Origin of the sequence: Pseudomonas sp. P9_2 (genome assembly GCF_034008255.1) — a bacterium.
Taxonomy (GTDB): Bacteria; Pseudomonadota; Gammaproteobacteria; order Pseudomonadales; family Pseudomonadaceae; genus Aquipseudomonas; species Aquipseudomonas synxantha_A.
In genome coordinates this window covers 1,885,722-1,905,071 of the sequence record NZ_CP125376.1, presented here as the reverse complement: position 1 = coordinate 1,905,071, position 19,350 = coordinate 1,885,722, and the positions used below count along the sequence as shown (strand labels likewise).

General features: G+C 59.9%; 18 protein-coding genes. 7 read left to right on the top strand and 11 right to left on the bottom strand.

Annotated elements, in window-relative coordinates; all coding sequences use genetic code 11:
* Positions 1-9 precede the first annotated feature (9 nt).
* Together trxA and QMK52_RS08330 are read right to left on the bottom strand one after the other, a co-directional pair.
* On the bottom strand, positions 10-339 hold the full coding sequence (gene trxA, locus QMK52_RS08335; RefSeq protein ID WP_005792406.1) for a thioredoxin TrxA: 330 nt from the start codon (positions 337-339) through the stop codon (positions 10-12).
* 119 nt (positions 340-458) lie between these two features.
* Positions 459-1,154: a FadR/GntR family transcriptional regulator gene (locus QMK52_RS08330; RefSeq protein ID WP_320404008.1), complete on the bottom strand. Its 696-nt coding sequence runs from the start codon at positions 1,152-1,154 to the stop codon at positions 459-461.
* A gap of 255 nt (positions 1,155-1,409) precedes the next feature.
* Here QMK52_RS08330 and QMK52_RS08325 point away from each other — a divergent pair, with 255 nt between their 5' ends.
* The 4 genes from QMK52_RS08325 to QMK52_RS08310 are packed head-to-tail and all read left to right on the top strand — an operon-like array spanning position 1,410 to position 4,249.
* Positions 1,410-2,195: a transporter substrate-binding domain-containing protein gene (locus QMK52_RS08325; protein WP_320404007.1), complete on the top strand. Its 786-nt coding sequence runs from the start codon at positions 1,410-1,412 to the stop codon at positions 2,193-2,195.
* 14 nt (positions 2,196-2,209) lie between these two features.
* On the top strand, positions 2,210-2,878 hold the full coding sequence (locus tag QMK52_RS08320; RefSeq protein ID WP_005792409.1) for an amino acid ABC transporter permease: 669 nt from the start codon (positions 2,210-2,212) through the stop codon (positions 2,876-2,878).
* Positions 2,875-3,525, top strand: coding sequence for an amino acid ABC transporter permease (locus QMK52_RS08315; RefSeq protein ID WP_046070030.1), 651 nt, complete (start codon positions 2,875-2,877; stop codon positions 3,523-3,525). The genes QMK52_RS08320 and QMK52_RS08315 overlap by 4 nt, the downstream gene beginning before the upstream one ends.
* Positions 3,512-4,249, top strand: coding sequence for an amino acid ABC transporter ATP-binding protein (locus tag QMK52_RS08310; RefSeq protein ID WP_320404006.1), 738 nt, complete (start codon positions 3,512-3,514; stop codon positions 4,247-4,249). Before QMK52_RS08315 ends, QMK52_RS08310 begins: the two co-directional genes overlap by 14 nt.
* Here QMK52_RS08310 and QMK52_RS08305 read toward each other — a convergent pair.
* The 4 genes from QMK52_RS08305 to QMK52_RS08290 all read right to left on the bottom strand — a co-directional run bounded on the left by QMK52_RS08305 (position 4,221) and on the right by QMK52_RS08290 (position 8,727).
* Positions 4,221-4,754, bottom strand: coding sequence for a hypothetical protein (locus QMK52_RS08305; RefSeq protein ID WP_320404005.1), 534 nt, complete (start codon positions 4,752-4,754; stop codon positions 4,221-4,223). The genes QMK52_RS08310 and QMK52_RS08305 overlap by 29 nt on opposite strands.
* Positions 4,744-7,182 carry a fimbria/pilus outer membrane usher protein gene (locus tag QMK52_RS08300; RefSeq protein WP_320404004.1) on the bottom strand — a complete coding sequence of 813 codons (2,439 nt, stop codon included), beginning with the start codon at positions 7,180-7,182 and terminating at the stop codon, positions 4,744-4,746. Before QMK52_RS08300 ends, QMK52_RS08305 begins: the two co-directional genes overlap by 11 nt.
* A gap of 70 nt (positions 7,183-7,252) precedes the next feature.
* Positions 7,253-7,969: a fimbria/pilus chaperone family protein gene (locus QMK52_RS08295; RefSeq protein WP_320404003.1), complete on the bottom strand. Its 717-nt coding sequence runs from the start codon at positions 7,967-7,969 to the stop codon at positions 7,253-7,255.
* 95 nt (positions 7,970-8,064) lie between these two features.
* Positions 8,065-8,727 carry a DUF1120 domain-containing protein gene (locus QMK52_RS08290; protein WP_194439546.1) on the bottom strand — a complete coding sequence of 221 codons (663 nt, stop codon included), beginning with the start codon at positions 8,725-8,727 and terminating at the stop codon, positions 8,065-8,067.
* Positions 8,728-9,175: 448 nt separating this feature from the next.
* Between QMK52_RS08290 and ppx the strand changes: the two genes are divergently transcribed.
* Complete coding sequence (gene ppx, locus QMK52_RS08285) at positions 9,176-10,678, top strand: exopolyphosphatase (protein WP_005792416.1); 1,503 nt, start codon at positions 9,176-9,178, stop codon at positions 10,676-10,678.
* Positions 10,679-10,813: 135 nt separating this feature from the next.
* Here ppx and ppk1 read toward each other — a convergent pair whose 3' ends face one another.
* On the bottom strand, positions 10,814-13,036 hold the full coding sequence (gene ppk1 / locus QMK52_RS08280) for a polyphosphate kinase 1 (RefSeq protein ID WP_005792418.1): 2,223 nt from the start codon (positions 13,034-13,036) through the stop codon (positions 10,814-10,816).
* A gap of 18 nt (positions 13,037-13,054) precedes the next feature.
* A complete protein-coding gene (gene hemB / locus QMK52_RS08275) occupies positions 13,055-14,068 on the bottom strand; it encodes a porphobilinogen synthase (protein ID WP_194439547.1) in 1,014 nt (337 codons plus the stop codon).
* A gap of 208 nt (positions 14,069-14,276) precedes the next feature.
* Here hemB and QMK52_RS08270 point away from each other — a divergent pair, with 208 nt between their 5' ends.
* The gene (locus tag QMK52_RS08270) at positions 14,277-14,912 is read left to right on the top strand and encodes a DedA family protein (RefSeq protein ID WP_194439549.1); all 636 of its coding nucleotides are present in this window, start codon (positions 14,277-14,279) and stop codon (positions 14,910-14,912) included.
* On the opposite strand, the gene QMK52_RS08265 is transcribed toward QMK52_RS08270, so the two are convergent.
* A complete protein-coding gene (locus tag QMK52_RS08265; protein WP_320404002.1) occupies positions 14,893-16,128 on the bottom strand; it encodes a sterol desaturase family protein in 1,236 nt (411 codons plus the stop codon). The genes QMK52_RS08270 and QMK52_RS08265 overlap by 20 nt on opposite strands.
* A 115-nt stretch (positions 16,129-16,243) precedes the next feature.
* On the opposite strand from QMK52_RS08265, the gene elbB reads away from it, so the two are divergent.
* Positions 16,244-16,909 (top strand): isoprenoid biosynthesis glyoxalase ElbB, encoded by a 666-nt coding sequence (elbB, locus tag QMK52_RS08260; RefSeq protein WP_005792422.1) that lies wholly within the window; start codon positions 16,244-16,246, stop codon positions 16,907-16,909.
* Positions 16,910-16,953: 44 nt separating this feature from the next.
* On the opposite strand, the gene QMK52_RS08255 is transcribed toward elbB, so the two are convergent.
* Positions 16,954-17,409, bottom strand: a complete 456-nt coding sequence (locus QMK52_RS08255) for a YaiI/YqxD family protein (protein WP_194439554.1) — start codon at positions 17,407-17,409, stop codon at positions 16,954-16,956.
* A 1-nt stretch (position 17,410) separates the two neighbouring features.
* Positions 17,411-19,306 (bottom strand): FTR1 family protein, encoded by a 1,896-nt coding sequence (locus tag QMK52_RS08250; protein ID WP_194439556.1) that lies wholly within the window; start codon positions 19,304-19,306, stop codon positions 17,411-17,413.
* Positions 19,307-19,350: the final 44 nt, after the last annotated feature.

Here is a 19,350-nt window from a genome sequence, read left to right as displayed (position 1 = left end):
TGACGACGCTTAGATGTTCGCGTCGAGGAATGCAGCCAGTTGCGACTTGGACAGCGCGCCAACCTTGGTGGCCTCGACGTTGCCGTTCTTGAACAGCATCAGGGTCGGAATACCACGCACGCCGTGCTTGGCCGGGGTTTCCTGGTTTTCGTCGATGTTCAGTTTGGCAATGGTCAGTTTGCCTTTGTAGGTCTCGGCGATTTCGTCCAGAACCGGAGCGATCATCTTGCATGGGCCGCACCACTCAGCCCAGTAGTCGACCAGTACAGCACCGTCGGCCTTGAGTACGTCAGCTTCGAAGCTAGCGTCGCTAACGTGTTTGATAAGATCGCTGCTCATGGAAGTCTCCAGGTTGTAAGCAAAAAAAACGTTGCCCATCATAGCCGCCCTTCCTTCGTTCAGGAAGCCGCCTCTGATTGAGTCTTGCTATGGCGTTGCATGAGTGGGGATATAGCCACTCATGGCGTCACGGCAGTCACAAACACGATGCCTGTTCGCAACGCCGCATTGCGAACGTGTTCCTGCATGGTTTTCTGCGCTGCCGCACTGCTGCGCCGGGCCAAGGAGCGCAGGATTTTGCGATGTTCCTGCCAGGTCTCCATGGCTCGGTCCGGCCGGATGAACGGTAGTTTCTGGCTCTCCAGAAACACCTCGGCGCTGGCACTGAGAATACTCACCATGGCCTGGTTGCCGCTGGCCAGCAGGATGCGCTGGTGAAATTCGAAGTCCAGCCGGGCGGCGGCTTCGAAGTCACCCACTTTGAGGACCTTGCGCATCGCCTCGACATTGTCTTCCAGGCTGTCGAGTTCGTCCGTGGTCAATGTGACTGCCGCCAAACCCGCAGCGAACCCTTCAAGCGCGTAACGCAGCTGGAAGATGTCCAGCGGTGTGGCCTGCGCCGCAAACGGCCAGGCGAGCTCGGATGGCGGGTCCGGCGCCAGCACGAACACGCCCTTGCCCGGCTGCACACTGACCACACCCAATGCGCTCAAGGAAGATAAGGCCTCGCGCAACGACGCCCGGCTCACACCCAAGCGTATCGCCAAATCGCGCTGAGATGGCAATGCATCGCCCGGCCCAAAGCCTTGTTCCTTGATCAGTTTGCGGATGGCTTGCAAGGCCGCTTCCGGTACGGCTTGGGCGATGGAATTCATAAAAAACTCAAGGTTCCCGTCAGCTGAAGCGCTAGTTGTAAAGCTATTGAAGTCTGGCGGCAAGCCACGCCCCAAAGGGGCTCGTGCGTTTTTTACGGTGCTCGAAAAGGGTGCGAAAAATCCCGCAACTGTTCAGACCAGTAAGACCATGGCACTTCAACGAATCCGTGCCTTACAGACCATTACGAGAGGGCTGGCATGGGCTGTGCACTGAGCAAACTCAGAAAATTCCTTCGCCTTTTTCGGAGAGTTGCCATGACCAAGCGCTACAGCGCCCTGCTAACTGCCCTGTTTGCCAGCCTGACGCTGAGCCAGGCACCCGCCCAGGCTGATGGTCTGGACGATATCGTCGCCCGTGGCACCCTCAAGGTCGCCGTGCCCCAGGACTTCCCGCCGTTTGGTTCGGTCGGCCCCAACATGCAGCCACGTGGCCTGGACATCGACACCGCCAAGCTGCTGGCCGACCAGCTCAAGGTCAAGCTGGAACTGACCCCGGTCAACAGCACCAACCGCATTCCGTTCCTTACCACCGGCAAGGTGGACCTGGTGATCTCCAGCCTGGGCAAAAACCCCGAGCGCGAAAAGGTCATTGATTTCTCCAAGGCTTACGCGCCGTTCTACCTCGCGGTGTTCGGCCCACCCGAGGCGGCAATCAGCACCACCGACGACCTCAAGGGCAAGACTATCAGCGTGACCCGCGGCGCCATCGAGGATATCGAGCTGACCGCCGTGGCGCCCAAGGAAGCCACGATCAAGCGCTTTGAGGACAACAACTCAACCATCGCCGCTTACCTTGCCGGCCAGGTCGACCTGATCGCCAGCGGCAACGTGGTCATGGTCGCAATCAGCGAACGCAACCCCAAACGCGTCCCCGCGCTGAAGGTCAAGCTCAAGGATTCGCCGGTGTACGTAGGCGTAAACAAGAACGAGCCGGCGCTGCTGGAGAAGGTCAACCAGATCCTGGTTGCGGCCAAGGCGGACGGCAGCCTGGAAAAAAACGCACTGCAGTGGCTCAAAGAACCGCTGCCTGCTGACCTCTGAAGCGGAGTTGAACGATGGCCTATCAATTCGACTTTGTGCCGGTGCTGGCCAATACCGACCTGCTGCTGCGCGGCGCGTTGTTTACCCTTGAACTGACGGCCATCGGCGCCCTCCTTGGGGTTGCACTGGGCACCGTCGGTGCCGTGGTGCGGGCCTGGAAGATTCAGCCGTTTGCATGGATCTTTGGTGTGTATGTCGAATTGATCCGCAACACGCCGTTTCTGGTGCAGTTGTTCTTTATTTTCTTCGGCCTGCCGTCCCTGGGGTTGAAAATCACTGAGTGGCAAGCCGCTGTGCTGGCAATGGTGATCAACCTGGGGGCGTACTCCACCGAGATCATCCGCGCCGGGATCCAGGCCATCCCGCGCGGTCAGTTGGAAGCCGCCGCCGCGCTGGCGATGACGCGCTTCGAAGCGTTCCGTCACGTGGTACTGCTACCGGCGCTGGGCAAGGTGTGGCCGGCCCTGAGCAGCCAGATCATCATCGTGATGCTCGGTTCGGCGGTGTGTTCGCAGATCGCCACCGAAGAATTGAGCTTTGCCGCCAACTTTATCCAGTCGCGTAATTTCCGTGCATTTGAAACCTATGCCCTGACCACCCTTGTTTACCTGTGCATGGCGCTGATGATTCGCCAGTTGCTCAACTGGATAGGCCGGCGGTTTGTGATGAGGAACAGCCGATGAGTGAGTTCACCTTGTGGGACATCGTGCGCAACCTGTTCACCGGTCTGCAATGGACGCTGCTCTTGTCATTGGTGGCGTTCGTGGGCGGCGGCCTGATCGGCCTGCTGGTGATGACGATGCGCATCAGCCGTAAAGCGTTCCTGCGCAATAGTGCCCGCACCTATATCGAACTGTTCCAGGGCACGCCATTGTTGATGCAGTTGTTCTTGGTGTTCTTCGGTGTTGCTCTGCTTGGCGTGGATATATCGCCCTGGCTGGCAGCGGCAATCGCCCTGACCCTGTTTACCAGTGCTTACCTGGCCGAAATCTGGCGCGGCTGCGTGGACTCCATCGCCCATGGCCAATGGGAGGCCTCCGCCAGCCTGGCCCTGAACCCACTCGAGCAACTTCGCTATGTGATCCTGCCGCAAGCGCTGCGCATTGCCGTCGCGCCCACGGTAGGCTTTTCGGTGCAGGTGGTCAAAGGCACCGCCGTGACCTCGATCATCGGCTTCACCGAACTGACCAAGACCGGCGGCATGCTCGCCAATGCCACCTTCGAGCCCTTCATGGTCTACGGCCTGGTGGCCCTCGGTTATTTCCTGCTCTGCTACCCCCTGTCCCTCAGTGCGCGCTACCTGGAAAGGAAACTGCATGCCTCTGCTTAGAATTTCTGCCCTGCATAAATATTACGGCGACCACCATGTGCTCAAGGGCATTGACCTGACGGTGGATGAAGGCCAGGTGGTGGCGATCATCGGCCGCAGCGGCTCGGGCAAGTCCACCTTGCTGCGCACTCTCAATGGCCTGGAGTCGATCAATGACGGTGTGATCGAAGTGGACGGCGAATACCTGGATGCCGCCCGCGCCGACCTGCGCAGCCTGCGGCAGAAAGTCGGCATGGTATTCCAGCAGTTCAACCTGTTCCCGCACCTGAGCGTCGGCGAAAACGTGATGCTGGCGCCGCAAGTGGTGCAAAAAGTGCCCAAGGCCAAAGCGGCACAGTTGGCCAGGCAAATGCTCGAACGCGTTGGGCTGGGCGAGAAGTTCGACGCCTTCCCCGATCGGCTGTCCGGTGGTCAGCAGCAACGAGTCGCCATTGCCCGCGCGCTGGCCATGTCACCCAAGGTGCTGTTGTGCGATGAGATCACCTCGGCCCTGGACCCGGAGTTGGTCAATGAGGTGCTCAGCGTGGTGCGTCAACTGGCCAAGGACGGCATGACGCTGATCATGGTCACCCACGAAATGCGCTTTGCCCGGGAAGTTGGCGACAAGCTGGTGTTCATGCACCAGGGCAAGGTGCATGAAGTCGGCGACCCGAAGGTGCTGTTCGCCAGTCCGCAAACCCCCGAGCTCGCCAACTTCATCGGCTCAGTTGAACAGCCGGGCTGACCAGCTCGAAGCTGCCCTGCCCGTCCAGTACCGTCTGATTGCGTACCTGCAGGGCGGCTGGGGAAAGGTCGGTGTCGATGTCGACCTGGGCAGTCAATTGCTTTCCAGCCGTTTGCGCCACCAGGACCTGGCCCGGTAACAACTGCCCGCTGGCACTCTCACCGGGCACGTGTGACAGCGCCCACCCAACGGCACGCCCGTCCACTTGGGCATGCTTGAGCGTCAGGCGAAAACGCCCCTCACGCCCAAAACGAAAGCCCTGGCCATCCGCTGCTCCGGTAAATCGTAATGCCATTGCCGAAGGCTCTGCGCAAAGTACGCTCAGGTGCACCGTGCGCGTACCCAGCACGACTGAGGGGCTTTCGTCCAATGCCTCCTGGCGAATAACGCCATAGTCGATACGCGGCTGGCTTATAGACAGTCGGCAGTTTTCAGCGCGCACGCCCTCAGCCAGCAATACGCCACAGAGCAGTACGAACCCCATGCTTTTCAGCTTAGCGATCATGGCACACCGCCGATGTTGTCTCATAGAACTTGTCATTGTCGGGTTGAGTCTCGGCGGTAAGGCTTAGCAGGCAGGAGGAAGAGTCCGGCAATGAAACACGCAGGGTTTGCGAGTCGTTGAGGTCGTTCAGGAAAATCATGCCCTCACCCACCACACTGGTCAGGAAACGATTGTCCTTGCCGAACACCGAGGCGCCCTGAGGCAACGGCCGCCCTTGCTGATCGTGGACGGTGAGCAGCACACGGCGCACTTTGACCACATCGAATGCCACGGTATTGAAAGACCCCCGGCCGGCGGCGAGCACATGGGTACCGTTTTTCAGGTCAACACGCTTTGGCAGCGACTGGGTCTGCACTTCGATGCGACTGTTGGTGTACGCGGGCAAGCCAGGTATAACGGCCTGCCCGCTGAAATCGGTCCACACCGGGCCTTGCGGGGTGTCGATTCTTGCAGCGCCGATATCCCCTACCGAGGCAATACCAAACGTGTCCTGCACGGCATACGGCGAAAAGGTTACTCCGCCTCCGTGCGCCACCACGCCGCCTTGCAACTGCCCCGTGTAGTTGGTGCTCAGCGGATCGCGACTAATCCCCAGGCCGATCCGGGTATAACGAGGCATCAGATCCACCTGGCCACGTACCGATTGCTCGCGGGCACTGAGGTCGCGCTCGATACCCACCTCGTAATTCACATACTCATTGACCCGCTCACTCAACGCCGTACCGGCACGAGACTGATCCCCGCGACGACGGATATAGCTGTTCACGCGACGATCACCGCCCAGGGGCACGCTGACCTGCAGGCGCACGGACAACTCATTGTCCCGGGCCGTTTCGCGCCGGCTGCCGACACCGTTGGCGTCGCGGCGCGAATGAGTACCGCCCACCTGCGAGTCGGCGACCAACGCGACATCGACACGATTGAACGATTTATTCCATGACGCAAACACGTGCTCAGCCGTTTGCCCGTCGACTTGAGAACTGCGTGTATAGCCCAGGGAAAATGCGCCCAGCGTGGTGTCGACCCAGCTAACGCCCGCCGTGTACTGATTCTTGAAGCGCGAGTCCAGCACGTCGGCCTTGGTCGGCCGGCCCGCTTCAAGTACCTCGCGATACCCTCGGGTCTGCGTGGTTGCGCTGAGGTTAAGATCTATATCGGCGTACACAGGACTGCTGACGGACACGCTGCTGCGTGACCCGGATACGGCATTACGACTATCCCGAGACACGTTATGGCGTGCACCTACAGAAACCCGCTGGAAAAACACGCTGCTCAGGGTACCGCCTGCCGACCAGTATTCATCGGTGTTCAACAAGCCAAAGCCGGCCGAGGAGTCACGGCCCAGGCCCCACGTGCCGCTGGCCATGGCGACTACCGGCGACGGGGCTTGCTCATGCTCGTTCTCACGCACCTTGCCAAGGGAGAAATAATAGCCTGGTACCGCTGGCGCAGCCCCTGCGAAGGAGGCCGCCGGCACCACGAAACTGCGCCTGGCGCCCCGCACATCGATGACGCTGACCTCCAGGTCGCTGGTGCCGTTGAGCAACGACAAGCCCGTCAGCCGGAAGGGTCCTTCGGGCACCAGCGTGCTGTGGATCAACACGCCTGACTGGCGCACTTCAATCCGCGACTGGCTCTGGGCCAACCCCTCTACCACCGCATTGTTGCTGCCCGCCGGTGCACGCGATTGGCCATCGGGGGAAAACTGCACTCCAGACAGCTGGATGCCGCTGAACAGCGGGTTATTGCTGGAGAGCTGACCCACTTGAAAAGTCGATTGCAACGCGGCGATATCCCGCTGGGCATAGGCATACAGGTGCTCGGTACGGGCCGTCCCATTGTCAGAGACATAGAATTGACGACTGCGAACAATCCAATCACCCAGGTTGAAACCCGCCTCGGTATTGGCCGAAACGAACCGGCTGGGCCCACTGCTCGAATGGCTGTCAAAACCCTGCACGTCATAGTTGAACAGCGCCGCCGCGCCACCCCGGGCGAACTCCCCGGCCTCCCATTGCGGCTCACGCAGGGCCGCGGTCGGCACCACCAGCGCTACCTCATCGCTGCCGGGCCGCAGCCGCACCATCGTCGTCGGGAAAACCCCGAGGAAGTCGTGGCAGGCCTGATCCTTGGTGGCTGCTTCGCCAACGATGCCAGCGGGTTTCACCAACCCGGCTTTTTCCAGCAGCCCAGGGGTAAAACACAATTGTCCTTGCGAGTCGAACCTCGCATCCACAAGCCCGAGCGGGTTTCCGTTGACCCGCACCCCCACCACATGAACACCTTCGCGAAAACGCGCGGCTGTGCGGAAGTAATCAGAGACTTTCGGGTCAATGCCGTGCGTGGTCAATGCCGCAAGGTCGAAGCCTTCGCCCAACTCCAACGCAGGAACAGCGCCAGGCAAGCTCCACAATGTCGCAACGCCCATGAGCAGCGAGGGTCGACGGGACCAAAACGAGGTCATTAATGGTTTACGCGACAGGTTTGTCATGGGTCGATCAACCCCTATCGGTATTGATCGAGGCCCGATAGCTGCCCGCCGAAAAGCCGTAGACCGTGGCTGGCTGCATCTCAACTGCAGTCATACCCTCCAATAGCCCTTCAACCGTCAATGCCAACGTTTCACCTGGCAAAACGTATGCACGCGGCAAAGTAGCTGGGGTTCCTTGCGGAAGTATCTGCACCTGCGGCGCCAGGCGCACTACGTATGCACTGTCGTTGTGAACCATGAGACGCTCTCCCACACGCCTCCACTCCAGCAGTTCCCATGGAGAATGATGCTCAGGCAGGCCGCGTGGGTGCAGGATCAGCGGCAAACTCTGCCGAAGGGTGATACCAATGGTCGCAGCGCCAGCCGCACGCGCCTGGGGGAAACCCTCGAAAGTCACGCGTTTCAACCGCTGGATCTTCAATGGTTCCTTCAAGGTGCTGATGAAACGGACCAACTGGGTTTCACCCGCCTCTACTCGCGTAATGGGAGGTGTCACAATCAATAGCGGCTCCACATCCTCGGGCATGTTGTGCACGACGGAATGAAGCAGCGCGGGCGCCGCATCAGTATTTTTGATATTCATCGTGGCCTCCCCTTGTTCTTCGTAGAGCAAGACCACTGTTGTTTCCGGCAACATTCCATCCGCCGCCGCAATGGGGATAAAACACAACCCCACACTTGCACAAAATACAAAAGCACAATTTTTTACTGAAAGGCCATTCACTCAGTTTCCCCCAAACTTGAAACTGACTACTTGTTGTAGCCAGAAAAAACAGCCGATAAGAAACGGACACTTTCTAACCAGCTGTATTTTATTTCTTAGAGTTCGATGTAGCTCAATTCAAGGGTTGCGCGCCCATCAAGGGTAATCTCACGGCCCAAGTCCAATTCCGTGCTTTTGTTAATAACCGGCCTCACCGCGATAGTGCCGGTCAGTTGAGTAATGGAGGCCGGAGTGTTGGCCGTACTGCTGCGCCACGAATGCTGACTAGGCGATTGGGCGACTTTACCGTCACCGCTCTGCCAGGCACCTGACCCGACACGCATGATGGGATACAGGGTTGTGGTCGGCGACCGAAGGTTTTTGAGAGTGATCGCAAATCCACCGGTCTTACGACCGGATACAGCGCCCAAGCCATAGTTGTGTGCCTCGGTGTAGCCTCCTCCAAGCACATTGAGAATGCCCGGCACCTTACTGCCGGACTGCAGGTCAACAAACTTCAGCCCGAAACGAGCGGCCGTGGTTCCGCAACTGACGGTCAGGGGCGTGGTCTTTTCCGCCAGCGGAGTGAACGCTGTAGGAGACAGCTGCCCAGAGGGAATGTCGCCATAGTTGATAATACCGCCACCGGTCATACTGAGGCTGCACGCGGCGGGCTTGATGGTACCCCTGACGATCAATTCGGCACTGGTGGATGCATGGGCGTTGAGAGCTGCAGCGAGATAAGCAATACCAAGAGTCAAACCAACAATTTTTTTCATATTCAACCTGTCACTGAAATTTATCAGGCATGTTTATTTCGGCCTTGAAGATACAAGGTCATAAATAAATAACACCACGGCAAAATTGCCGAGTGACAGTCTGTCGCTTTGGCACTTCACTGAAGAATAAGACGACACTCCAATTATCGTGGGATCGATAAAAACAAACTGTGGGCCAAGCCTCTCCCAGCAGTAGTCTTAAACAAAAAAACAAATAGAATATCGAAGCTTAGTTTGTAGGCGAAATCATAATCGGCGATAAAACAGCTCTAAGTTAAAAACTCCTACAGCCCTCACGTATACACCAACAGAAGCCCGGAACGGCAACCTACCTTTGCGTCAGGGATTGCTTACAGACAACCTCAGAGAGCTTCCCGAAGCACTACGCGTTGGCGTCAGCGGTCGATCGTGGCACGATGGCAAGGTTATCGACCGAGATCCCCAAACCATGCCGCAATCCCAAGCCAAGAATCTGTCCTTGATCGCCGCCATCGACCTGGGCTCCAACAGCTTTCACATGGTCGTGGCCAAGGCCCAGAACGGTGAGATCCGCATCCTTGAGCGGCTCGGCGAAAAAGTGCAACTGGCCGCCGGGATCGACGACGAGCGCAAGCTCAATGAAGAATCCATGCAGCGCGGGCTCGACTGCCTCAAGCGATTTGCGCAATTGATCAATGGCATGCCGCCTGGCGCCGTGCGCATCGTCGGCACCAACGCGTTGCGCGAAGCCCGAAACCGCAATGAGTTTATCCATCGTGCCGAGGAAATCCTCGGGCACCCGGTGGAAGTTATCTCTGGCCGTGAAGAGGCGCGCCTGATCTACCTCGGCGTTTCCCACACACTGGCCGACACGCCCGGCAAACGCCTGGTGGCGGACATTGGTGGCGGCAGTACCGAGTTCATCATCGGCCAGCGTTTCGAGCCACTGCTGCGTGAAAGCCTGCAGATGGGATGCGTGAGCTTCACTCAACGTTACTTCAAGGACGGCAAGATCACGCCGGCGCGCTATGCCCAGGCTTACACGGCGGCGCGGCTGGAGATCATGAGCATTGAACATGCCCTGCACCGCCTGACGTGGGATGAAGCCATCGGCTCGTCCGGCACCATCCGCGCCATCGGTCTGGCCTTGAAGGCTGGCGGCCATGGCACTGGCGAGGTGAATGCCGAAGGTCTGGCGTGGCTCAAGCGCAAGCTGTTCAAGCTGGGGGATGCGGAGAAAATCGACTTCGACGGCATCAAACCTGATCGCCGCGCCATTTTCCCTGCGGGCCTGGCGATTCTCGAAGCCATCTTCGACGCCCTAGAACTGCAACGCATGGACCACTGTGACGGCGCCCTGCGCGAAGGCGTGCTCTATGACCTACTGGGCCGTCATCACCACGAAGACGTGCGCGAGCGCACCCTCAGCTCGCTGATGGAGCGCTACCACGTCGACCTGGAACAAGCCGCCCGTGTGGAGCGTAAAGCCTTGCACGCTTTCGACCAGGTGGCCGCCGATTGGGACCTGGAAGACGGCGTCTGGCGCGAGCTGCTGGGCTGGGCTGCCAAGGTGCATGAAGTGGGCCTGGACATCGCCCACTACCATTACCACAAGCACGGCGCCTACCTGATCGAGCACTCGGACCTGGCTGGGTTCTCCCGCGAAGACCAACAGATGCTCGCGCTGCTGGTGCGCGGCCATCGCCGCAATATTCCCAAGGACAAATTTGCCGAATTCGGCAAAGACGGCATCAAGCTGATTCGCCTGTGCGCGCTGTTGCGCTTTGCAATCCTGTTCCACCACATTCGTGGCACCCAGGAAATGCCCCAGGTAAAACTGCGCGCTGCTGATGACAGCCTGGAAGTGATCTTCCCCAAGGGCTGGCTGGATGAAAACCAGCTGACCCAGGCGGACTTCGCCCAGGAAGCGGAATGGCTGACGCGGGTGGGGTTCAGCCTGAACCTGCGCTAAAGCGCACTGCAAAACAAATGTGGGAAGGGGCTTGCTCCCGATGGCGGTGGCCCTGCCGACTAATGTGTCGACTGATTCACCGCTATCGGGAGCAAGCCCCCTCCCACATTTTTTAGACCTTGCTGGTGCTGGGTTTTAGTTCACCGCAAGAATCGGGCTACCCAACTTTTCCAGCAACGTCGCCTGCGCGCTGCGCGGGTTCTGGTTGCCGGTCGGGGTGTTGCGTACATAACGCCCGTCCGATTGCAGGCTCCAGCTGTGGGTGTTGTCGGTGAGGTAGCTTTCCAGCTCCTTCTTGACCCGCATGATCAGCTTCTTGCCTTCTACCGGGAAGCAGGTCTCCACACGCTTATCGAGGTTGCGTTCCATCCAGTCGGCGCTGGAGAGGAACATCTGCTCTTCACCACCGTTGAGGAAGTAGAACACACGGGTGTGCTCCAGGAAGCGGCCGATGATCGAGCGCACGTGGATGTTATGCGACACGCCGACAATACCCGGGCGCAGGCAGCACATGCCACGCACCACCAGATCGATGCGCACGCCCGACTGGCTGGCCTTGTACAGCGCGCGGATGATCTTCGGATCGGTCAGCGAGTTGAACTTGGCGATGATGTGCGCCGGCTTGCCATCGAGGGCAAACTGGGTCTCGCGGGCAATCATGTCGAGCATGCCCTTCTTGAGGGTGAACGGCGCGTGCAGCAGCTTTTTCATGCGCAAGGTCTTGCCCATGCCGATGAGCTGGCTGAACAACTTGCCGACGTCTTCGCACAGTGCGTCGTCGGATGTCAGCAGGCTGTAGTCGGTGTAGAGCTTGGCGTTGCCGGCGTGGTAGTTGCCGGTGCCCAAGTGAGCGTAGCGCACGATCTCCCCGGCCTCGCGGCGCAGGATCAACATCATCTTGGCGTGGGTCTTGAAGCCGACCACGCCGTAGATCACCACCGCACCGGCGGCTTGCAGACGGCTGGCCAGTTGCAAGTTGGACTCTTCGTCAAAGCGCGCACGCAACTCGATCACCGCGGTGACTTCCTTGCCGTTACGCGCAGCATCCACCAACGCATCGACGATTTCCGAGTTGGCGCCACTGCGGTAGAGGGTCTGGCGCACGGCCAGAACATGCGGGTCCTTGGCGGCCTGGCGCAGCAGGTCGACCACTGGGGTGAACGACTCGAAGGGGTGCAGCAATAGAATGTCCTGCTTGCTCACAACGCTGAAGATGTTCTCGCTGTTTTGCAGCAGTTTCGGGATCTGTGGCGTGAACGGCTTGTATTGCAGCTCCGGATGGCTGTCCAGGCCGGTAATGCTGAACAGGCGCGTCAGGTTCACCGGGCCGTTGACCTGGTACAACTCGGATTCGGCGAGGTTGAACTGCTTGAGCAGGTAGTCCGACAGGTGTTTAGGGCAGGTATCCGCCACTTCCAGACGCACCGCATCGCCATAACGCCGCGAGAACAGCTCGCCACGCAGGGCGCGAGCCAAGTCTTCGACGTCTTCGGAATCCAGTGCCAGGTCGGCGTTACGGGTCAGGCGGAACTGGTAGCAGCCCTTGACCTTCATGCCCTGGAACAGGTCATCGGCGTGAGCATGGATCATCGACGACAGGAATACATAATTGTCGCCAGCGCCCCCTACCTCTTCCGGTACCTTGATGATGCGTGGCAACAGACGCGGGGCCGGGATAATCGCCAGACCCGAATCGCGACCGAAGGCATCGATACCTTCAAGCTCGACGATGAAGTTGAGGCTCTTGTTCACCAGCAGTGGGAACGGGTGCGTAGGGTCCAGGCCGATGGGGGTAATGATCGGCGAAATCTCGTCCCGGAAGTAACGGCGCACCCAGGTCTTGATCTTGGCGGTCCAGTGACGACGACGAATGAAGCGGACCTGATGCTTTTCCAGTTCCGGCAGCAGGATGTCGTTGAGGATTGCGTACTGGCGGTCCACATGACCATGTACCAGCTCACTGATGCGCGCCAACGCCTGGTGCGGTTGCAGGCCGTCGGCCCCGGCTTGTTCACGGGCGAAGGTGATCTGCTTCTTAAGGCCGGCAACGCGAATCTCGAAGAACTCATCCAGGTTGCTGGAGAAGATCAGCAGGAATTTCAGCCGCTCCAGCAACGGGTAGGACTCATCCAGCGCCTGTTCCAGCACGCGGATGTTGAATTGCAGTTGTGACAACTCGCGATGGATGTACAGGCTGCTGTCATCCAGGTTGGTGACCACGGCCACCGGTGCCGGCGCAGGTGCTTCGGCAACCACCGCTGGCGGGGCAGGCTCCAGCTCCGGCGGGGTCTGGGAAACTTGTTCAACCACCGGGTGAGCGTCTTTTACGGCAACTTCGGAGAGTCCTTCGGTATTCATCGAGTGTTCCTGTGAGGGCTATTGTTGCTCTCTAAGCAATTGGGCAGCGCGGGCGGCGAAGTAGGTCAGAATGCCATCAGCGCCGGCACGTTTAAAGGCAGTCAGGGATTCGAGGATCACCCCTTCACTCAACCAACCATTCTGGATCGCCGCCATGTGCATGGCGTATTCACCGCTGACCTGATAGACAAAGGTCGGCACTTTGAATTCCTCTTTGACCCGATAAAGGATGTCCAGGTACGGCATCCCGGGCTTGACCATCACCATATCGGCGCCTTCGGCCAGGTCGGCCGCCACTTCGTGCAGCGCTTCCTGGCTATTGGCCGGGTCCATCTGGTACGAAGCCTTGTTGGCCTTGCCCAGGTTCAGCGCCGACCCCACCGCATCGCGAAAGGGGCCGTAATAGGCGCTGGCGTATTTGGCCGAGTAGGCCATGATTCGTACATTGACGTGACCGGCCAGCTCAAGGGCTTCGCGAATCGCCTGGATACGCCCGTCCATCATGTCCGACGGCGCAACCACCTGGGCGCCCGCCGCTGCGTGCGACAAAGCCTGCTTGACCAGTGCATCGACGGTGATGTCGTTCTGAACATAACCCTCTTCGTCAAGAATGCCATCCTGGCCGTGCGTGGTGAACGGGTCCAACGCCACGTCAGTGATCACCCCGAGCTCCGGGAAGCGCTCGCGCAGGGCACGGGTGGCGCGCTGGGCGATCCCTCGTGGGTTCCAGGCTTCGGCGGCGTCCAGAGACTTGAGCTGCGGGGGGGTCACCGGAAACAGCGCCAGTGCCGGGATCCCCAGTTCGACCCAACCGGCCGCCTCGATCAGCAACTGATCAATGGTCAAACGCTCCACACCCGGCATCGAGGCGACTGCTTCCCGACGATTTTCACCGTCGAGCACAAAGACCGGCAGGATGAGATCGTTCGTCGTCAGTACATTTTCACGTACCAGGCGGCGAGAAAAATCATCACGACGATTGCGACGCAGACGAGTGGCGGGGAACAGGCGATTGGCAGGGGTAAAGCTCACGACAGACTCCTGAGCCCGCGTTTACGGGCGAGCGTTGCAGTTATAAGCGGCCATTATGACGAAGGAATGACAGTTGTGCTTATCGATGCGACCTGTAGTCGCATTCGTCATTTATGTAGGAATTGTTCACTTCGTGACACATCTCGATACTTTCATGAATCTTCGTGAAGGCGTAGGCTGCGCGTTCATTTCGCCAGCACCCTAGACCATGCTTCAACAATTTCTGCATGACTTCGGCTACTTTGCCCTCTTTCTCGGCACGTTTTTCGAAGGCGAGACCATCCTCGTACTCGCAGGCTTCCTGGCGTTTCGTGGCTACATGGATATCAACCTGGTGGTGGTCGTTGCCTTTTTTGGCAGCTACGCCGGCGACCAGCTTTGGTACTACATGGGGCGCAAGCACGGCCGCAAGCTGCTGGCACGCAAGCCGCGCTGGCAGTTGATGGGCGACAAGGCACTGGAGCATATCCGCAAGCACCCGGATATCTGGGTACTGAGCTTTCGCTTTGTCTACGGGTTGCGCACGGTGATGCCTGTGGCGATAGGCCTGTCCGGTTACCCGCCGATGCGCTACCTGATCCTCAACGGTATTGGTGCGGCGATCTGGGCCGCTGCACTGGGGGCTGCGGCCTATCATTTCGGTGCGGTGCTGGAAGGTATGCTCGGCAGCGTCAAGAAGTACGAGCTATGGGTACTGGGCGCCTTGCTGTTGCTGGGCTTTGGCCTGTGGCTGCGACGTCGCTTCAAGAATGCCCGCATCGCCCGCCAAGCGTGTGCCGAGGCCAAGGCGCGCCAGGCTGTCGAGCAAGCCTCGGTCGAAACGCCTAAGACGCCAACCGAGTAAAACGGCCTCTGCAACAGTAGAGACCAATCACGCTGAGCAGGCTGTAGCTCGCCAGGCCCAGCCAGGCGAGAGGGCTGGCAGGCCACAGGCCGACCAGCGGCGCCAGCCATACCAACGGCAGGTTCAGCGCCAGGCGCGCCAGCTCGGCCTTCAACGCCCATGGGCGATTCTCCAGCGCCACCCCCAACGTAAACAGGCCCAGCGCCATAGCGCCCCAGCCGAGCACCAACGCCGCCGTAGGCAGGCCCTCACCGAAATTCATCAGATAACTGCCAAAGCCCACATAAGCAGCAAATTGCAAGGCGATGTAGACCTGCTGCCGCGCATCCAAAGGCACTTCGAATTTGCGAAACTGGCTCAGGTCAGGCTTGGCTATCGGGTATTTGGCTTTGACGTCCGCCGGGCGCCAGCCGGTGCGCATGAACCAGATGCGCAACTTGTCCCACCAGCTTTCGGTGCGCCGGACGTCACTCCATAATTGCGCATAAAACTGCAGGTTGGCCCACAGCGGGTTCCAACTGGCCAGAGGTGTGGTTACCCCAAAGATCACCGGCTCGTTGTCGTCTTCCTCTTGAAAAGTACCGAACAGCCGGTCCCAAATAATGAACACCCCGCCGTAGTTACGATCCATGTAGAGAGCATTCTGTGCGTGGTGGGCCCGATGATTGGACGGCGTCACGAAGCACCACTCAAACCAGCCCAGCTTGGGAACGTGGCGGGTATGGACCCAGAATTGATACAACAGGTTGAGCGAAGCCACGCTGATAAACACCACCAGCGGCACGCCGACCACAGCCAGAGGCAGGTAGAAGATCCAGCTCAGCAGAAAACCGGTGCTGGTCTGGCGCAAGGCGGTGGTGAGGTTGTAGTCCTCGCTCTGGTGATGCACCGAATGCGCGGCCCAGAGAATATTGCGCTCATGGCCCATGCGATGCAGCCAGTAATAGCAGAAGTCATAGAACACAAAGGCGAACACCCAGGTCCAGGCACTCTGGGCCGACAACTCGATGAGCGCCAGGTGTTTGAGGGCGAACGCGTAGGTCAGCAGGCCCACGCCCTTGGTCAGCAAACCGGTCGTGGTGGACAGCACACCGGTGCTGAGGCTGTTGATGGCATCCGCTACTCGGTAGTTGCGTGCACCGCGCCAACGGTCGGCCAGCAGCTCCACAACGATCAGGGCGATAAAAAACGGTACTGCGTAAGGCACAAAGTCCATGGGCTAGTCCGGTCTATTTTTGTTACATCAAGATTAGGTGCAGCGACGTGAGATCCCATTGGCAACAGGTTACAAATTAGTAGACATTTAACGCCATGAATCAGGAGAAATGCCCATGAGCAAAAAGATTGCAGTGATCCTTTCCGGCTGTGGCGTATACGACGGCGCAGAGATCCACGAGAGCGTGATCACCCTGCTGCGCCTGGACCAGCGCGGCGCTCAAGTGGAATGCTTTGCACCCGATATTGCGCAATTGCACGTGATCAACCACCTCACCGGCGAAGAAATGCCCGAGTCGCGCAATGTGCTGGTGGAGTCTGCGCGTATCGCCCGGGGCGCAGTGAAGGATATTGGCCAAGCCAACGCCGCCGACTTCGACGCCCTGATTGTGCCCGGCGGGTTTGGCGCAGCGAAGAACCTGTCGAACTTCGCCGTGGAGGGCGCCGGCTGCAGCGTCAACCCGCAGGTGCTGGAGTTGGCTGAAGCGTTTGCCGAAGCAGGCAAGCCGGTGGGGTTGATCTGCATCTCTCCGGCCCTGGCCGCGAAGATCTACGGCCCTGGCGTGACCTGCACCATCGGTAACGATGCCGACACAGCGGCTGCCCTGGACAAGATGGGCGCCACGCACCACGAATGCACGGTGGAAGATATCGTCGAGGACAAGGCGCGCAAACTGGTCAGTACGCCGGCGTATATGCTCGGCAAGAACATCAGCGAAGTGGCGTCAGGGATCAACAAGTTGGTGGATCGGGTGCTGGAGTTGACCCACGAGAACGACTGACGGGTAGGCGCCTGTGGCGAGGGAGCAAGCTCCCTCGCCACAGGTCAGGCTGGGCGCATAAGACGGGTAAGGATTCGGTCCAGGGCATTGGCAAACGCCTGCTTATCCTTCTCGCCATGGGGCGGTGGTCCGCCGCCCATCTGACCTTGCTCACGCAGGTCGGTGAACAGGTTGCGCACCGCCAGGCGCTCACTCATGTTCGCCGGGCTGAACTCCTTGCCTCGCGGATCGAGGGCGGTGACGCCCTTCTTCACCAGCCGATCGGCCAAGGGCACGTCACTGCAAATCACCAGTTCGCCGGGTACGGCGTGCTCAACCAGGTAATCATCGGCCGCGTCGGGGCCACTGGGCACCACGATCAGCTTCACACAGGAAAAGCTCGGTTTGCTCTGGCTCTGCCCGGCCACCAGCACCACCTCGAACTGGCGCTTGAGGGCAAACTTCACTACCTGGTCCTTGGCCGCCCGAGGGCAGGCGTCGGCGTCGATCCATACCCGCATGCTACGCCGCCGCCCGGTGCTTTTCGGTCAGCCGGCTACGGCCATACAGCACCACAATCGCCAGGATCGCCACAGCCTGCGCACCCAACGAATACGCATCGGCATGAATGCCCAGCCAGTCGAAGTCAAAGAACGCCACCGGCCGCGTGCCGAAGATGCCCGCCTCCTGCAAGGCCTTGACACCGTGCCCGGCGAATACCACCGACAGCGCGCACAGCAACGCAGCGTTGATGCCGAAGAACAGCGCCAACGGCAACTTCGCCGAGCCACGCAGGATCACCCAGGCCAGGCCCACCAGCAGCACCAGCGCAGTGGCACCACCGGCCAGCACCGCGTTGTGCCCGGCAGGGCCGGCCTGCAGCCACAGGGTTTCGTAGAACAGGATCACTTCGAACAGCTCGCGATAAACCGAGAAGAACGCCAGCACGGCAAAACCGAAACGGCCGCCGCCGCCCACCAGGCTGCTCTTGATGTAATCCTGCCAGGCCGCCGCGTGACGCCGGTCGTGCATCCACACGCCGAGCCATAGCACCATCACGCTGGCGAACAGCGCCGTGCAGCCTTCGAGCAGTTCTCGCTGGGCCCCGCTGACGTCAATCACATACGCCGCCAAGGCCCACGTAGCCAAGCCTGCCAACAGCGCCAGGCCCCAGCCGACGTTGACGCTGCGCACCGCCGACTGCTGGCCGGTGTTACGCAGGAAGGCGAGGATCGCCGCCAGCACCAGAATCGCTTCCAGGCCTTCGCGCAACAGGATCAGCAGGCCAGAGATATAGCTCAATGACCAGCTCAGGCCATCGCCGCCCAGCAAGCCGGCGGATTCAGTGAGTTTGCCTTTGGCAACGTCCAGACGCTGCTGCACCTGCTCGACAGGCAAACCATCCTGCAACGATTGGCGATAGGCCATCAGGGCCTTCTCGGTGTCTTTGCGCACATTGGCGTCGACGTTATCCAGGGAGCTTTCCACCAGCTCGAAGCCTTCCAGGTAGGCAGCGACGGACAAATCATAGGCCTGCTCGTGGTCGCCGTTGCGGAAGGCCGCGAGGCTCTTGTCCAGCGTGGCGGCCGTGTAGTCGAGCAACTGCGCGGGACCACGCTGAACCTGTGGCGGCTGTGCACGCTGGGCGCGGAACGTCGCCGCAGCGCCAGGGCCGTCAGCGGCGAGCACTTCATTGGGGGTCTGGCGCGCCAGGTCGGCGAGGTTGAACACCTGCTCACTTTTGGCGGCAGCCGGATCGGCGGTGAAACCGGCGATATAGGTCGCCAGGTCCCAGCGCTGGCGATCATCCAGTTGATCAGCGAACGACGGCATATCAGTGCCTTCGACACCCAGGCCGAGGGTGTTGTAGATCGCATACAGGCTCAAGCGATCCAGGCGCGTGGCGTCACGCAGGTTAGCGGGGGGCGGCGTCATGCCCATGCCAGCCGGACCATCACCGGCGCCGACAGTGCCGTGGCACACCGAACAATGCTGGGCATAAAGCGGCGCGCCGCGTGTCGGGTCCGGCGTGATGGCCGGGGCTTGGCTGACTTCATACGCCACGGCCAGCTTGGCGCCCAACTGACGAGCCTGGCGGGCCACGCTTGCGCCGTCCTGATGAGCGGTGACCGCCGCCAGCAATTCATTAACGCCGCTTATCAACTCAGCGCGCTCGGGTTTGTCGGGCAGATCAGCCACCAAACCCTGCAGCACTCCGAGGAACTCCACCTGCTCGCGGTATTCCGAGTCGTCCACCACCTTGCCTGCCTCTACCGTAGGTGGGTAGTCGGCGCCGATGTAATCCAGCAAATGCAGGGCCTGTGGCGCGCCTTCGGCGGTCGCGGCCAAGAGATTGAAGCTGCACGACATCAGCGCCGGCAACAGCAGCCACGCAAGAAAGCGGAAAGGGGCAGTCATGAATGAATCTCAAGTGGAAATACGAAGTAACACTATTGTTGAGC

What these genes read in the sequence shown, in the direction of transcription:
- trxA (WP_005792406.1), bottom strand. Translation starts at nt 339, where the DNA reads ATGAGCAGCGATCTTATCAAACACGTTAGCGACGCTAGCTTCGAAGCT.
- QMK52_RS08330 (WP_320404008.1), bottom strand. Translation starts at nt 1,154, where the DNA reads ATGAATTCCATCGCCCAAGCCGTACCGGAAGCGGCCTTGCAAGCCATC.
- QMK52_RS08325 (WP_320404007.1), top strand. Translation starts at nt 1,410, where the DNA reads ATGACCAAGCGCTACAGCGCCCTGCTAACTGCCCTGTTTGCCAGCCTG.
- QMK52_RS08320 (WP_005792409.1), top strand. Translation starts at nt 2,210, where the DNA reads ATGGCCTATCAATTCGACTTTGTGCCGGTGCTGGCCAATACCGACCTG.
- QMK52_RS08315 (WP_046070030.1), top strand. Translation starts at nt 2,875, where the DNA reads ATGAGTGAGTTCACCTTGTGGGACATCGTGCGCAACCTGTTCACCGGT.
- QMK52_RS08310 (WP_320404006.1), top strand. Translation starts at nt 3,512, where the DNA reads ATGCCTCTGCTTAGAATTTCTGCCCTGCATAAATATTACGGCGACCAC.
- QMK52_RS08305 (WP_320404005.1), bottom strand. Translation starts at nt 4,754, where the DNA reads ATGATCGCTAAGCTGAAAAGCATGGGGTTCGTACTGCTCTGTGGCGTA.
- QMK52_RS08300 (WP_320404004.1), bottom strand. Translation starts at nt 7,182, where the DNA reads ATGGGCGTTGCGACATTGTGGAGCTTGCCTGGCGCTGTTCCTGCGTTG.
- QMK52_RS08290 (WP_194439546.1), bottom strand. Translation starts at nt 8,727, where the DNA reads ATGAAAAAAATTGTTGGTTTGACTCTTGGTATTGCTTATCTCGCTGCA.
- ppx (WP_005792416.1), top strand. Translation starts at nt 9,176, where the DNA reads ATGCCGCAATCCCAAGCCAAGAATCTGTCCTTGATCGCCGCCATCGAC.
- ppk1 (WP_005792418.1), bottom strand. Translation starts at nt 13,036, where the DNA reads ATGAATACCGAAGGACTCTCCGAAGTTGCCGTAAAAGACGCTCACCCG.
- QMK52_RS08270 (WP_194439549.1), top strand. Translation starts at nt 14,277, where the DNA reads ATGCTTCAACAATTTCTGCATGACTTCGGCTACTTTGCCCTCTTTCTC.
- QMK52_RS08265 (WP_320404002.1), bottom strand. Translation starts at nt 16,128, where the DNA reads ATGGACTTTGTGCCTTACGCAGTACCGTTTTTTATCGCCCTGATCGTT.
- elbB (WP_005792422.1), top strand. Translation starts at nt 16,244, where the DNA reads ATGAGCAAAAAGATTGCAGTGATCCTTTCCGGCTGTGGCGTATACGAC.
- QMK52_RS08255 (WP_194439554.1), bottom strand. Translation starts at nt 17,409, where the DNA reads ATGCGGGTATGGATCGACGCCGACGCCTGCCCTCGGGCGGCCAAGGAC.
- QMK52_RS08250 (WP_194439556.1), bottom strand. Translation starts at nt 19,306, where the DNA reads ATGACTGCCCCTTTCCGCTTTCTTGCGTGGCTGCTGTTGCCGGCGCTG.